The organism is Streptomyces sp. NPDC002669 (assembly GCF_042889165.1).
Classification (GTDB): domain Bacteria; phylum Actinomycetota; class Actinomycetes; order Streptomycetales; family Streptomycetaceae; genus Streptomyces.
Genome location: NZ_JBIAQQ010000001.1, coordinates 350,095 through 363,430, shown reverse-complemented (window position 1 = coordinate 363,430; position 13,336 = coordinate 350,095). Strand labels below are relative to the sequence as shown.

General features: G+C 71.0%; 12 protein-coding genes. 10 read left to right on the top strand and 2 right to left on the bottom strand.

The window, feature by feature from the left end; translation table 11 throughout:
* Positions 1 to 54 precede the first annotated feature (54 nt).
* Positions 55 to 2,202, bottom strand: a complete 2,148-nt coding sequence (gene glgX / locus ACFYW1_RS01645; RefSeq protein ID WP_388985571.1) for a glycogen debranching protein GlgX — start codon at positions 2,200 to 2,202, stop codon at positions 55 to 57.
* A 366-nt stretch (positions 2,203 to 2,568) separates the two neighbouring features.
* Here glgX and ACFYW1_RS01640 point away from each other — a divergent pair, with 366 nt between their 5' ends.
* Together ACFYW1_RS01640 and ACFYW1_RS01635 are read left to right on the top strand one after the other, a co-directional pair.
* On the top strand, positions 2,569 to 3,801 hold the full coding sequence (locus ACFYW1_RS01640) for an SAV2148 family HEPN domain-containing protein (RefSeq protein ID WP_388985569.1): 1,233 nt from the start codon (positions 2,569 to 2,571) through the stop codon (positions 3,799 to 3,801).
* Between the two features lie 77 nt (positions 3,802 to 3,878).
* A complete protein-coding gene (locus ACFYW1_RS01635) occupies positions 3,879 to 4,607 on the top strand; it encodes a 3'-5' exonuclease (RefSeq protein ID WP_388985567.1) in 729 nt (242 codons plus the stop codon).
* A 121-nt stretch (positions 4,608 to 4,728) separates the two neighbouring features.
* On the opposite strand, the gene ACFYW1_RS01630 is transcribed toward ACFYW1_RS01635, so the two are convergent.
* The gene (locus tag ACFYW1_RS01630) at positions 4,729 to 5,595 is read right to left on the bottom strand and encodes a phosphotransferase enzyme family protein (protein ID WP_388985565.1); all 867 of its coding nucleotides are present in this window, start codon (positions 5,593 to 5,595) and stop codon (positions 4,729 to 4,731) included.
* A 125-nt stretch (positions 5,596 to 5,720) separates the two neighbouring features.
* Here ACFYW1_RS01630 and ACFYW1_RS01625 point away from each other — a divergent pair, with 125 nt between their 5' ends.
* The 8 genes from ACFYW1_RS01625 to ACFYW1_RS01590 all read left to right on the top strand — a co-directional run bounded on the left by ACFYW1_RS01625 (position 5,721) and on the right by ACFYW1_RS01590 (position 13,334).
* Positions 5,721 to 6,671 (top strand): carbohydrate ABC transporter permease, encoded by a 951-nt coding sequence (locus tag ACFYW1_RS01625; RefSeq protein WP_388985563.1) that lies wholly within the window; start codon positions 5,721 to 5,723, stop codon positions 6,669 to 6,671.
* A complete protein-coding gene (locus ACFYW1_RS01620) occupies positions 6,668 to 7,507 on the top strand; it encodes a carbohydrate ABC transporter permease (protein ID WP_388985562.1) in 840 nt (279 codons plus the stop codon). Before ACFYW1_RS01625 ends, ACFYW1_RS01620 begins: the two co-directional genes overlap by 4 nt.
* The gene (locus ACFYW1_RS01615; protein WP_388985560.1) at positions 7,507 to 8,805 is read left to right on the top strand and encodes an ABC transporter substrate-binding protein; all 1,299 of its coding nucleotides are present in this window, start codon (positions 7,507 to 7,509) and stop codon (positions 8,803 to 8,805) included. The genes ACFYW1_RS01620 and ACFYW1_RS01615 overlap by 1 nt, the downstream gene beginning before the upstream one ends.
* 602 nt (positions 8,806 to 9,407) lie before the next feature.
* Complete coding sequence (locus tag ACFYW1_RS01610) at positions 9,408 to 9,533, top strand: tryptorubin family RiPP precursor (protein WP_388985558.1); 126 nt, start codon at positions 9,408 to 9,410, stop codon at positions 9,531 to 9,533.
* Between the two features lie 115 nt (positions 9,534 to 9,648).
* Positions 9,649 to 10,692 carry a cytochrome P450 gene (locus tag ACFYW1_RS01605; RefSeq protein WP_388985556.1) on the top strand — a complete coding sequence of 348 codons (1,044 nt, stop codon included), beginning with the start codon at positions 9,649 to 9,651 and terminating at the stop codon, positions 10,690 to 10,692.
* Between the two features lie 348 nt (positions 10,693 to 11,040).
* Positions 11,041 to 12,243: a S8 family serine peptidase gene (locus ACFYW1_RS01600; protein ID WP_388985554.1), complete on the top strand. Its 1,203-nt coding sequence runs from the start codon at positions 11,041 to 11,043 to the stop codon at positions 12,241 to 12,243.
* A gap of 126 nt (positions 12,244 to 12,369) precedes the next feature.
* Positions 12,370 to 12,945: a DUF1697 domain-containing protein gene (locus tag ACFYW1_RS01595; RefSeq protein ID WP_388985552.1), complete on the top strand. Its 576-nt coding sequence runs from the start codon at positions 12,370 to 12,372 to the stop codon at positions 12,943 to 12,945.
* On the top strand, positions 12,942 to 13,334 hold the full coding sequence (locus tag ACFYW1_RS01590; protein ID WP_388985550.1) for a DUF4440 domain-containing protein: 393 nt from the start codon (positions 12,942 to 12,944) through the stop codon (positions 13,332 to 13,334). The genes ACFYW1_RS01595 and ACFYW1_RS01590 overlap by 4 nt, the downstream gene beginning before the upstream one ends.
* Positions 13,335 to 13,336: the final 2 nt, after the last annotated feature.

Here is a 13,336-nt window from a genome sequence, read left to right as displayed (position 1 = left end):
CGGTGGCGGGCCGGCCCGCCACCGGGATCATTGCTCCCGGCCCGGCGCGCGGCGTCACGCGGGCCGTTGCAGCACCACCATGCTCCGCCCGACCAGCGTCACCCGATCGCCCGCCGCCACCTTCGGCCCCGAGCCGGGCAGCACCCCGGCCGGGCGGGCCGTGTCGACGACCACCAGCCACTGCCGGCCGTGGTTGACCGGGACGGAGAACTCCAGCGTCTCGGCGCTCGCGTTGAACATCAGCAGGAACGAGTCGTCGGAGATCCGCTCGCCGCGCGGCCCCGGCTCCGAGATCGCGTGCCCGTTCAGGAAGACCGTCAGCGCCTTGGCGTGCGCGGCCTGCCAGTCCCGCTGCGTCATCTCGTGGCCCTCCGGCGTGAACCACGCGATGTCCGAGAGCTCGTCGTGGGTGCCCTCCACCGGGCGGCCGTGGAAGAACCGGCGGCGCCGGAAGACCGGATGGTCGCGGCGCAGCCACACCATCGCCCGGGTGAACTCCAGCAGGCTGCTCGCCGCCGCATCCCCCTCGTCCCCGTCCGTACCGGCCTTCGCCGGGTCGGGCCAGTGCACCCAGGACAGCTCGCTGTCCTGGCAGTAGGCGTTGTTGTTGCCCCGCTGCGTCCGGGCGAACTCGTCGCCGTGGCTCAGCATCGGCACGCCCTGCGACAGCATCAGCGTGGCGATGAAGTTCCGCATCTGCCGCATCCGCAGGTCCAGCACCTCTGGCCGGTCGGTCTCGCCCTCCACGCCGCAGTTCCAGGACCGGTTGTGGCTCTCGCCGTCCCGGTTGCCCTCCCCGTTCGCCTCGTTGTGCTTGTCGTTGTACGAGACCAGGTCGTGCAGGGTGAACCCGTCGTGGCAGGTGGCGAAGTTGATGGAGGCGAGCGGGCGCCGCCCGTCGTCCTGGTACAGGTCCGACGACCCGGTCAGCCGGCCGGCGAACTCGGCGAGGGTCCTCGGCTCGCCCCGCCACAGGTCCCGCACCGTGTCCCGGTACTTGCCGTTCCACTCGGTCCACAGCGGCGGGAAGTTCCCCACCTGGTAGCCGCCCTCGCCCACGTCCCACGGCTCGGCGATCAGCTTCACCTGGCTGACCACCGGGTCCTGCTGCACCAGGTCGAAGAACGACGACAGCCGGTCCACCTCGTGGAACTGCCGGGCCAGGGTCGCCGCCAGGTCGAAGCGGAACCCGTCCACGTGCATGTCCGTGACCCAGTACCGCAGCGAATCCATGATCAGCTGGAGCACGTGCGGCGACCGCATCAGCAGGGAGTTCCCGGTCCCCGTGGTGTCCGTGTAGTACCGCTGGTCCTCCGCCAGCCGGTAGTACGAGGCGTTGTCCAGGCCCCGGAAGGAGAGCGTCGGGCCCAGGTGGTTGCCCTCGGCGGTGTGGTTGTAGACCACGTCGAGGATCACCTCGATGCCCGCCTGGTGCAGCGCCCGCACGGCCTGCTTGAACTCCAGCACCTGCTCGCCCCGGTCGCCCCAGGAGGCGTACGCGTTGTGCGGGGCGAAGAAACCGATGGTGTTGTAGCCCCAGTAGTTGGCCAGTCCGGCGTCGGCCAGCCGGTGGTCCTGGACGAACTGGTGCACCGGCATCAGTTCGATGGCCGTGACCCCCAGTTCCGTCAGATGGGCGATCACCTCCGGGTGGGCCAGCCCCGCGTAGGTGCCGCGCAGCTCCTTCGGCAGCCCCGGATGGAGCATCGTCAGGCCCTTCACATGGGCCTCGTAGATCACCGTGCGGTGGTAGTCCGTACGGGGCCGCCGGTCGTCCCCCCAGTCGAAGTACGGGTTGACCACCACCGAGGTCATGGTGTGCGGCGCCGAATCGAGGTCGTTGCGCGCGTCGGGCCGGCCGAAGGGGTAGCCGTACACCTCCTCGCCCCAGCGGATCTGCCCGGCGACCGCACGGGCGTACGGGTCGAGCAGCAGCTTCGCCGAATTGCACCGGACGCCGCGCTGCGGTTCGTAGGGCCCGTGGACCCGGAACCCGTACCGCTGCCCCGGCATCACCCCGGGCAGATAGGCGTGGCGGACGAAGGCGTCGGTCTCCCTGAGTTCCACCGCCGTCTCGGAACCGTCGTCGTGCAGCAGGCACAACTCGATTCGGTGGGCGGCCTCCGAGAAGACCGCGAAGTTGGTCCCGGCGCCGTCGTACGTGGCGCCGAGAGGGTATGCCTGTCCCGGCCAGACCTGCATGGAATCGACTCTTCCCCTTCTGATCCGGGTGTTCGGGGCTTTGGGGCTGTTTGTTCCGTATCTCTCCCGAAATCTTCCCCGAAAGAGGTGCGGCTGCCTAGGACGTCGCGCGGTCCGGTCAACATCGGGCCCCTCCGTGTCGCCCGGCACCGCCATGTGCGCCCGGCCCGGTCGCGGATCCGGCCCACGGACCGGGCAGGGGGCCCAATCACTATGAATCCCCTCACTACGGCCGATCTCGCCGTCGGGAACCGGCCAGCACCGATGGGGAGTTGGTGAAGCAGCATGCGCATCGGGCTGCACCGGCTCCCGCTCGCGGAGTACCCTTCCTTGATCGTTGGTGGGGGAGTGGAAGGCGGTGCGCGGGTGAGCTCGGGAGGGATCGAGCTGCCCCCGGGTGACACGGGTCACGAGGGGGATTCCAGCGACGTCCCACCAGGGGCGGTATCGCTTGCGCGGCCCATGGAGATCGGCGCGGAACTGGACTGGGGAGCGGACGCCTGGAGCGAGGTGCGCACGCGCGCCCAGCGGGCCGGACGCGCCTACATCTGGCTCAACCTGGTGGAACAGCGGCTGCGCGCGGTGGTGGCCGCCGTGCTCCGGCCCATCTACGAACCGGTCCACGGCGAGGACTGGGTGGTGGCCGCCGCCGGCCCCGCCGGGCAGGAGTGGGTGCAGCGCGCCGTCGCCGTGCGCGAGGTCTCCCGCCGCAAGGGCTATCTGCTGGACCCCGCCGACGACAACGTCCTCAGCTTTCTCACGCTCCCGCAGCTGCGGGAGCTGATGGTCCAGCACTGGCCGTGCTTCGAGCCGTACTTCGACGACCGGCGCGAGGTGGAGCTGGCGCTCGACGAGCTGGAGGTCGCCCGCAACGTGGTCTCCCGCAACCGGGCCCTGAACAAGGCGGTCCTCGCCCAGGCCGAACGGGCCTCCGCCCGGCTCCTGGAGATCCTGGGCAGCGGCGCCGCCGTCCCGTCCGCCGACCGGCTCCCGGTCGACGCCGTCGAGGAACTGGTCGGCGACCGGTACGCGGACGTGGTCTCCGTCCACGCCGACCGGGTGCGGCTCCAGCGCCAGTTGCCGGCCGAGGACCTCTTCGGCGGCGCGCGCCGGCTGGACGCGATCGGCATCGGGCTCAACCTGCTGGTGCAGAACTTCTCCGGCCGCAGGCTGATCCGGCTCGCCGAGTCGGGCTGCCGGATACGGCTGCTCTTCATCAACCCGGCCAGCAGCGCGGTCAAGCGCCGCGAGCGGGAGCTGGGGCTCAAGAAGGGCGAGCTGAGCCGGTCGGTGGAGATGAACATCCTCCACATGCGCCGGGTCCGCTCCAGGCTCCGCGACCCGGGCGCCTTCGAGATCCACGTCTTCGACGAGACGCCGCGCTTCACGGCCTACCTGGTGGACGGCGACGGAACGGACGCGGTCGGGGTCGTCCAGCCCTATCTGAGGCGCGCACGCGGCATGGAGGCGCCCGTGCTGGTGCTGCGCGGCGGCGGGCGCGCCGTGGTCCGGGCGGGGCAGGACAACGAGCACGGACTGTTCGAGACGTACCGCGAGGAGTTCGAGTCCGTGTGGACGGACTCCCGACCCGTCTCCTGAGGGGCCGCCGGGGCGTTGTCAGTGGTGCGTGCGAGGGTGGACGCACATGGGGGAGAGCACCACGAAGGAGGTACGGGATGAGCTGGCACCGGGAGGCGCTGGTCGGCTTCGACCTGGAGACGACGGGTACGGAACCGCTGGAGGCCCGGATCGTCACGGCGGCGGTCGTCGGCGTCGACGGCCGGGACGGGGAGCCGGCGCGGCAGCGCACCTGGCTGGCGGATCCGGGCGTGCCGATCCCCGAGCCGGCCTCCGCGATCCACGGCATCAGCAACGAGCGGGCGGCGACGGAGGGCCGGCCGGCGCGCGAGGTGGCCGACGAGGTCGCCGGGACGCTCACGGAGTACTGGCGCCGCGGAGTGCCGGTCGTGGCGTACAACGCGGCCTTCGACCTGACCCTGCTCACGGCGGAGCTGCGGCGCCACGGGCTGCCCTCGCTGAGCGACCGGCTCGACGGGGCGGGGATCGGCCCGGTCATCGACCCGTACACCATCGACCGGGCCGTCGACCGCTACCGCAAGGGCAAGCGCAACCTCGAAGCGGTCTGCGTCGAGTACGGCGTGGTGCACGGCGGCGCCCATGACGCGGGGGCGGACGCGCTGGCCGCGGTCCGGGTGGCGTACGCGATAGCCGAGCGGCACGGCTCGGTGGCCGCACTGACCGCCGCCGAGCTGCACGAGCGCCAGGTGGAGTGGTACGCGCAGTGGGCCGCGGACTTCCAGCAGTTCCTGCGCCGCAAGGGCACGGCGGACGCGGTGATCGACGGCCACTGGCCCCTGCGGGAACCGGCCGGCGTCCCGGGCTGATCCTCCCGGGTCCGACCGGGGCGGGGACCGGGCACGGGCGCCGGACGGCGCGGGTCCGCCCGGAGGCACCGCCCGGCCCGTGACGCGTTCCGGGCGGACGGGCAGGTCCCTCGCCCGGCGCTCAGAACGGGTACCACCGCACCGCCGGGTCGCCGTCCCGCAGCGACGCCACCCGGCGGCGGAACTCCGCGAGCGCCCGCGGGTTGGCCGGGGCGTGCTGGGACACCCACGCACAGCTGGCCGTCTCCCGGGCCCCGCGCAGCACCGCGCAGCCGTCCCACTCGCGGACGTCCCAGCCGTAGTCGGCGGTGAAGGCGTCGTACGCCTCGGGCGCCAGGCCGTACCGGTCCCGGGACAGCGCCAGGACGACCAGGTCGTGCTCGCGCAGATCCGCCGAGAAGGTCTCCAGATCGACCAGCACCGGCCCGTCCGGGCCGACGTGGACATTACGGGGAAGGGCGTCCCCGTGGATCGGCCCCGGCGGCAGATGGGGCACCAGCGCCGCCGCGGCCGCCGCGAAGCCGTCGCGCCGCTCGCGCAGGTAGTCGGCGTCGGCCGGATCGATGGCGTCACCGGCGAGCCGCAGCCAGCGCTCGACCCCGCCCAGCAGCTCGCGGCGCGGCAGGAAGACCCCCTCCGGGGCGGGCAGCGCGTGCACCAGGGCGAGCAGCCCGGCCAGGTCCCGCGGCTCGGCGGGGCGCACGGCGTCGGGAAGCCGGTGCCAGAGCGTCACCGGGTGGCCCTCGACCAGGCGCGCCCCGGGCTCGGCGGCACGCACGGCGGGGACCCCCGAGTCGGCCAGCCACCGGGCGACGGCCACCTCGCGTTCGGCCCGGTCCCGCAGCTCCGGGTGGTGCACGGCGTCCCGGCCGACCTTGACCACCAGGTCGCCGACGGCGAACACCGCGTTCTCGCCCAGCGCGAGCAGCTCCGCCCCACCGGACAGTCCGGCAGCGGCCAGCACCTCGCGCGCACGCATCTCGTTCATGGATCCGATTTTCGCATCCGTGCAGGTTGCCTTGACGAACCGACGGGCCATCAGCACGATGACGGGGGCCACCTGAGCGGCCAGAACGGTATGAAACCGATCGAATGACGCAAGGGGGCGAATTGATGACATTGGCGGATGCAACCGTACGCTCCGGCAAGAAGAGTCCACCCGGTGGCCCGCCCGGCAGTCGGTCCCGGCCGGCCAACCGGAACATCGGCGCCTGGTTCCTGGTCCTGCCCGCGCTGATCCCGATCCTGGTCCTCAGCGTCGGCCCCCTCCTCTACGGCATCGCGCTGGCCTTCACCGACGCCCAGTCCGGCCGCACCCGCGCCACCCAGTGGGTGGGCGGGCTCAACTTCCAGGACCTGCTCCACGACACCCTCTTCTGGGACTCGTTCCGGATCGGGCTGCTGTGGGCGGTCGGCGTCACGGTCCCGCAGTTCGTCCTGGCCCTCGGCCTCGCCCTGCTGCTCAACCAGAAGCTGCGGCTGCGCTGGCTGGCGCGGGCCCTGGCGATCATCCCGTGGGCGATGCCCGAGGTGGTCGTCGGCATCATGTGGCGCCTGGTCTACAACCCCGACGCGGGCGTCCTCAACGAGACCATCCGCGACCTCGGCCTGGGCGACGGCCGGGACTGGCTGACCGGACTGGCCACCGCCCTGCCCGCCGTGATCGTCGTGGGCGTCTGGGCGGGCATGCCCCAGACCACCGTCGCCCTGCTCGCCGGACTGCAGAACACCCCGCACGAACTCCACGAGGCGGCGGCCCTGGACGGGGCCGGTGCCTGGCGCCGCTTTTGGACCGTCACCTGGCCGGTGCTCAGACCGGTCGCGCTCGCCATCACCGCGCTCAACTTCATCTGGAACTTCAACTCCTTCGCCCTGGTCTACGTGCTGACCAACGGCGGGCCCGGCGGCCGCACCCGGCTGCCGATGCTCTTCGCCTACGAAGAGGCGTTCCACTACGGACAGTTCGGCTACGCCGCCGCCATGGGCTGCGTGATGGTCGCGGTGATCTCCGTGATCCTCGCGGTGTACCTGGCCGGCCGGATCAGGGGAGGCGAGGACCGATGAACCGACGCACCGGCGGACCGGCACGCGCCGCGCAGTACCTCGCGCTCCTCGGGTACCTCGTCTTCCTGGCGTTCCCGTTCCTGTGGCTGATCTCCACCGCCTTCAAACCGGCACGCGAACTGGGGTCCCTGCACCCCACCTGGATCCCCGAGAACCCGACGTTCGACAACTTCCGCACGGCATTCGACGAACAGCCGCTGCTGCAGGCCGCCGCCAACTCCCTGCTCGCCGCGGTCTGCGCCGCGCTCCTCGCGGTCCTCGTCGCCACCCCCATGGCCTATGTGATGGCCCGTCACCGCTCCCGGCTCTCGACGGCCGCCACCGGATGGGTCGTGGTCAGCCAGGCGTTCCCGATCGTCCTGATGATCATTCCGCTCTTCCTGATCCTGAAGAACCTTCATCTGATCAACACCTTGTGGGGGCTGATCATGGTGTACGTCGTCTGGGCGCTGCCGTTCGCGCTCTGGATGCTGGTCGGATACGTACGGGCCGTGCCCGTCGAGCTGGAGGAGGCCGCCTCGGTGGACGGCGCGGGACGGCTGCGCACGCTCGTCTCGGTCACCGCCCCGCTGCTGGCCCCCGGCATCGTCGCCACCGCGCTCTTCGCGTTCATCACCGCGTGGAACGAGCTCTTCTTCGCGCTCGTCCTGCTCAAGACGCCGGAGAAGCAGACCCTGCCGGTCGTGCTGACCCACTTCATCGGGGCGGAGGGAGCGGCCGACCTCGGACCGCTGGCCGCCGCCGCGTTCCTCGCCACCCTGCCCTCGCTGGTCATCTTCGCGATCATCCAGCGGCGGATCACGGGCGGCATGATGGCCGGGGCGGTGAAGAACTGATGCGCGCGTCCCTGACGAGGACGGTCGCCGCCGCGGCCGCGGCGCTGGCCCTGCTGCTCACCGGCTGCGCGGGCCCGGACGACGACGGGGGCGGCGACGGGCGGATCGAGCTCACCTTCCAGTCGCTGGCCTGGCAGAAGGAGTCCGTCGACGCCAACAGGCAACTGGTGGAGGAGTGGAACGAGACCCACCCGGACATCCACGTCAGCTACGTCCAGGGCAGCTGGGACACCGTCCACGACCAGTTGCTCACCTCCTTCGAGGGCGACGAGGCGCCGGACGTCATCCACGACGCCTCCGACGACCTGGCCGACTTCGCGTACGGCGGCTACCTCGCCGACCTGCGCGGACTCCTCCCCGACCGGCTGAGGGCCGACATTCCCCGGGAGAGCTGGCGGACCACCACCTTCGGCGAGGGCGTCTACGGGGTGCCGTTCCTCCAGGAACCCCGGGTCCTGATCGCCAACACCAAAATCCTGAAGGAAACGGGGGTCCGCATCCCGACGCCCCGCAACCCCTGGAGCTGGGACGAGTTCCGGCAGGTCACCGGGGAGCTGACGAAGGAGGGCAGATACGGCGTCGCCTGGCCGCTCAAGGAGCCGGTCTCCGTCACGCTGAACCTCGGCCTCTCCGGCGGGGGCAAGCTCTTCCACCGGGGCGCCGACGGCAGGGTGACCATCCGCGCGGACGAGGGCGACCGGGTCGTCCCGGGCGTCATCCACGACCAGGTCAACACCGACCGCAGCGCCTCGCGCACCACGCTCGGCATGGGCGGCTCCGACACCCTTCCCGGCTTCTTCGGCGGCAAGTACGCGATGGTCCCGCTGGGATTCTCGTACCGTCAGCAGGTCGTCGAACAGGCCCCCGAGGGCTTCGAGTGGACGGTCCTGCCGGCCCCCGCGGGCAGCGGGGGACTGGCCCAGGGGGTGAGCCCGCAGACCCTCTCCGTCTCGGAGGCCAGCCCGCACAAGAAGGCGGCCGCGCAGTTCATCGACTTCCTGCTCCGGCCGCCGAACATGGTGCGCCTGGCCAAGGGGGACTGGATGCTCCCGACCGGCACGGCGGCGCTCGCGGACCCCTCCCTGCACACCGCCGAGAACGGCTGGGCGACCGGCGTCGCCGTCGCGAAGGAACTGCGTCCGGCGCCCGCCCAGTCGGTGCGCGGCTACCCGGAATGGAAGGACAAGGTCGCCACCCCCGCCCTCCAGGAGTACTACAGCGGTGCGATCGGGGCCGAGGAGCTGAGGAAACGTCTGGTCGAGGACGGGAACCGGGTCCTGGCCCGTTATCAGCGCTGAACCACCGCCCACCGTCCGGCACACGGCGGCGGGGCCGCGTCTTCGGGCGGCCCCGCCGCCGTGGGCCGCGTGCCGGACGGCCCCGGAAGTCCCGCAGGCGGGCGCCGGGACGTTCCGGTTTCATCAGGAAATCAATTTTTCTCCGAAGGGATCCGGGATTACCGACCGGTACGTTTCTTTGGGTCCGCCGCCCGGCGGTTCCGGTGGTCGCCCGGAAGCAGGAAATCCGGATCCAAACATCAAGCATTGTCGGCGATTCAGGCATTCGGAGGGTGAATTCGGCTCTTCAGGCTCTTGTGCACCCGCGTCCACGGGAGTATGGAGAGCGCAGGTGAATCCCTCGTCTTCCCTGCTCAGCGCCGCTGTCCAAGGGGGAAGGAGTTCGAAAAGTGGACGCATGGCCGCTTTTCCGGGCCCACTCCACCGATCCGCCTCCTCGGTCGGTCATTTCATTGCATTCCGCGCATTGGGAGCAAGTCGGGCGCGGCGCGAAAGAAATCATTGACAAGCGCTTTCTCGTTGGGCTTCACTCTTTTCGGCGGTGAGCGGCAAGAGAATTTCCTGTCCGAGGCGGGGGATTGTCGTCGCGAACAGGCCTGGTCATGCCCTGTGAATGCAAATTCAGAGTAAAAGATGGAGGTGCTGTTATGAAGTTCCTTTTCTTGCTCAAGGACAAGATGACGCCGGAGAAGAGCCTGAAGGCTTACGCCTGGTACCACTGGTACTAAACCGGCAGGGCGGTCCTTCGTCACGAGGGACACGGTCAGTCGATTCGGGCCCGTGTCCGGCCAGGCCCCATCGGCCCGCCGGACGCGGGCCCTTCCCGCTTCTTGGAGACCATCGATGCACATGTCCGGTACCGGCAGCCGCGCCCGGGAAGTCGTCTTCGCGCCGAGGCTCCAGGCGCTCCTGCGGGACCATCGGGGCGAGGACGTCTTCCGGCTGGATCCCGGCACCGTCGGGGTGGCCGGGGCCGAGCTGTCCGACCGGATCCTCGCCGCCCGGCCGGCCACCGAGGACGAACGCCCCACGTTCAAGCCCCTGCACGGGCGGTCCATTCCGCGCGCCGAGGCGTCGACGGTCATGCGGGCCATCGGCCGGGACGTGCGGACGGCACTGAAGAAGCCCGTCGGGGCGGTCGACCTCTCCGGCGAGTGGCCGCACGTCGGCCATGTGTTCCTGCGCGACCTCGTCCTGGAGGGCGACCCCTACCGGCTGCGCATCCTCATGGACCGCGCCCTGGAACTGACGCCCAAGCTCACCTGGACGGTCATCGCCACGGGGGCGGCCCTGCCCGGCCGGCTCCGCCCCGGCGCACCCGTCTCCGCCATCGCCGGCCTGACCGCCGAGGCGGAGGGGTACGGAGACCGCCGCTACGCGATGGGGCTGTACCGGCGGGCGGCGGCCCCGGTCTGCTTCACCGTCTCGACGCTCGTCGCCAGTGCGCTCTGGCTCGGGGCGCCCTTCGACGACGACACCTCGAACCGGAACATCCTGTACGAGGCCATGCGCCTGCTGCCGCCGTCCTGGAACATCCTGCGGAGGGCGTCGCCGGAGTATCCCGCTCTCGACCCCCGGATCGGCGCGACCGACGACGTCCTGATCCTGCCCCTGCTGAGCCACCGCGACCCCGCCCTCTGGGAGGACCCCGACGAGTTCCGCCCCGAGCGCTGGGACGAGCTCGACCCCGAGGGCCACCCCGGCTACCTCCCCTTCGGGCACGCCTCGGAGCGCTGCTGGGGCCGGCACATGGTGATGCCGCTCGCCGAGATGCTGCTCGACCGGCTGCGCGCCGACGGCCTGACGGTGAGTCCGGAGCAGACCACCGCGAAAGTGCCCCTCGCCGGGCTGATGGGGGTCTGCGACGTGCGGGTCGTGAGGGCTTGAATCCGTTTCCTCACGTCGTGTGGGCTCTGTGAACATGGGGGGCGGATTCAAGCCGCCCCCACCTTCACAGCCGCACTCCGGCGAACCCCGCCTTCCCGCTCGCGAAGCGGGCCGATAGTGCCTGACGTGGGCGGCAAGTCCCGTGTGGGCAACGGGCGTTGCGGTGGCGGTGCCCGAGATGGGGGCGACTGGCCGGTTTCTTATTACGAAACTTTGTTGAGTAAGTCACAGCCGGATGAAGCCCTTGATCTGGGCGCGTCAATCGGTCAGGGTTTCGAGCCAGCCCCCCGGAGATCTTCCGGCCGGGGGTCAATCCCCCCACAAAGAATGACGAGGAGATCCCTCTTCATGGCAATTCACAAGCGCGCACGCCGGATCAAGCTGACCGCAGCGATAACCGCAGTCGCCGCAGCGGCCGGTGTCACCCTGCTCAACACCTCGCTCGCCGGTGCCGCCCCGGCTCCCGAGACCGGTGTCGTCTACGGCGCGGACGCGGCGGGCGCCGTGGCCGGCAGCTACATCGTCATGCTGGACGGGAAGGCCGACAAGGCGGAGCTCGCCAAGGAGTACGGCGGCAAGCTGAAGCGCAACTACAGCTCCGCCATCAACGGCTTCTCCGCCAGCGGCCTTTCGCTCGCCGAGGCCAAGCGCCTGGCGGCCGACCCGGCCGTCTCCAAGGTCGTCCAGAACAAGAAGTTCCACATCAGCGAGACCCAGCAGAACCCGCCGTCCTGGGGCCTGGACCGGATCGACCAGACCGAGACGACCGGCGACGACGCGTACACCTACCCGGACAGCGCCGGCGAGGGCGTCACCGCGTACGTCATCGACACCGGTGTCCGCGTCACCCACCAGGAGTTCGAGGGCCGCGCCACCTCGGGCTACGACGCCGTGGACAACGACGACAGCGCCGACGACGGCAACGGCCACGGCACCCACGTGGCGGGCACCATCGCCGGTGCCACCTACGGTGTCGCCAAGAAGGCGAACATCGTCGCCGTCCGCGTGCTCGACGACTCCGGCTCGGGCACCACCGAGCAGGTCGTCGCGGGCATCGACTGGGTCACCGAGAACCACGAGGGCCCCTCCGTCGCCAACATGAGCCTCGGCGGCGGCGCGGACGAGGCGCTCGACGCCGCGGTCCAGCGTGCCATCGCCTCCGGCGTCACCTTCGCGGTGGCCGCGGGCAACGAGTCCACCGACGCGAGCGGCAGCTCCCCGGCCCGCGTTCCGGAGGCCATCACGGTCGCCTCGTCCACGGTGGACGACGAGCAGTCGGACTTCTCCAACTACGGCTCGATCGTGGACATCTACGCACCGGGCTCGGACATCACCTCGTCCTGGAACGACAGCGACGACGCGTCCAACACCATCTCCGGCACGTCCATGGCGACCCCGCACGTCGTCGGTGCCGCCGCCGTCTACCTGGCCGGCCACCCGGACGCCACCCCGGAGGAGGTCGCCACGGCGCTGACCGAGGGCGCCACCCCCGACGCGATCTCCAACGCGACCGAGGGCACGGCGAACAAGCTGCTGAAGGTCGTCGAGTAACCGACGCCCCACCGCGGCCGTGACCGGGCGAACGCCGCCCGGCACGACGGCACCGAAGGCCGCCGCGCCCTCCCCCACGGGGCGCGGCGGCCGCACGGTGCGAAGAGCTCGCCCTATGGTGTGGTCATGACGATGTACGCGGCGCTGTTGCGCGGAATCAACGTGGGCGGCCACAAGCGGGTTCCGATGGCCGAACTCCGCACACTGCTCACCGAACTGGGCCACGGAGACGTCCGTACCCATCTGCAGAGCGGCAACGCCGTCTTCAGCAGCGCCTCCGGCGACGAGAACGCCCTCGCCGCCGAGCTGGAGCAGGCCATCGAGGAACGGTTCGGCTTCCCGGTCCCCTGCCTGGTCAGGGACGGCGCCTACCTGGCGGGGACCGCGGCGGCCTGCCCGTTCCCGGCCGCCGAACTCGAAGGCAGGCAACTGCACATCACGTACTACGACCGGCCGGTCGACGCCGGCCGCTTCGCCCGGATCGACCCGGCGGCCTTCCTCCCCGAGGAGTTCCGCCTCGGGGACCGCGCGCTCTACCTCTACGCCCCTGGGGGACTGGGCACCTCGAAGCTCGGCGACGCGCTGTCCCGCACCTCCGTCACCAAGGACCTCGTCGCCACCTCGCGCAACTGGAACACCGTGGTCAAGCTGGTGGAGATGACCTCGGCGACCGGGGCCGCGCAGGACGGGGCCCGCGCATGAGCGAACCGTCCCCCGGCGTGGCAGCGGCGGTCGAGGGCGAGCTGCGCCTCCTGGACCCGGCCGTACGCGCCTCCGCCGAACTCCTCGCCCGGGTGCTGCACCCCGAGTACCGCGAGATCGACCACGAGGGCCGGATCTGGGACCGCGACACGATCATCGCCGAACTCACCGCCGCGGACGCCCCGCGCCCCGGCCCGCTCACCGCGTCCCGGATGAGCGGGGTCCAGTTCGGCGACGAACTCGTCCATCTCACCTACGACACCGAGACGAAGGGCCGTCTGTCCCACCGCAGTTCGCTCTGGCGGCCGGCCGGTGACGGCTGGGTGCTGTACTTCCACCAGGCCACACCCTTCACCGCCGCGGACCCCGGCCCCGGCACCTGCCGCTGAGC

Excerpts from the sequence above, each read along its gene's own strand:
- ACFYW1_RS01615 (WP_388985560.1), top strand. The coding sequence starts at position 7,507 with ATGCGCGCGTCCCTGACGAGGACGGTCGCCGCCGCGGCCGCGGCGCTG.
- glgX (WP_388985571.1), bottom strand. The coding sequence starts at position 2,202 with ATGCAGGTCTGGCCGGGACAGGCATACCCTCTCGGCGCCACGTACGAC.
- ACFYW1_RS01625 (WP_388985563.1), top strand. The coding sequence starts at position 5,721 with ATGACATTGGCGGATGCAACCGTACGCTCCGGCAAGAAGAGTCCACCC.
- ACFYW1_RS01590 (WP_388985550.1), top strand. The coding sequence starts at position 12,942 with ATGAGCGAACCGTCCCCCGGCGTGGCAGCGGCGGTCGAGGGCGAGCTG.
- ACFYW1_RS01600 (WP_388985554.1), top strand. The coding sequence starts at position 11,041 with ATGGCAATTCACAAGCGCGCACGCCGGATCAAGCTGACCGCAGCGATA.
- ACFYW1_RS01610 (WP_388985558.1), top strand. The coding sequence starts at position 9,408 with ATGCCCTGTGAATGCAAATTCAGAGTAAAAGATGGAGGTGCTGTTATG.
- ACFYW1_RS01605 (WP_388985556.1), top strand. The coding sequence starts at position 9,649 with ATGCACATGTCCGGTACCGGCAGCCGCGCCCGGGAAGTCGTCTTCGCG.
- ACFYW1_RS01620 (WP_388985562.1), top strand. The coding sequence starts at position 6,668 with ATGAACCGACGCACCGGCGGACCGGCACGCGCCGCGCAGTACCTCGCG.
- ACFYW1_RS01635 (WP_388985567.1), top strand. The coding sequence starts at position 3,879 with ATGAGCTGGCACCGGGAGGCGCTGGTCGGCTTCGACCTGGAGACGACG.
- ACFYW1_RS01630 (WP_388985565.1), bottom strand. The coding sequence starts at position 5,595 with ATGAACGAGATGCGTGCGCGCGAGGTGCTGGCCGCTGCCGGACTGTCC.
- ACFYW1_RS01595 (WP_388985552.1), top strand. The coding sequence starts at position 12,370 with ATGACGATGTACGCGGCGCTGTTGCGCGGAATCAACGTGGGCGGCCAC.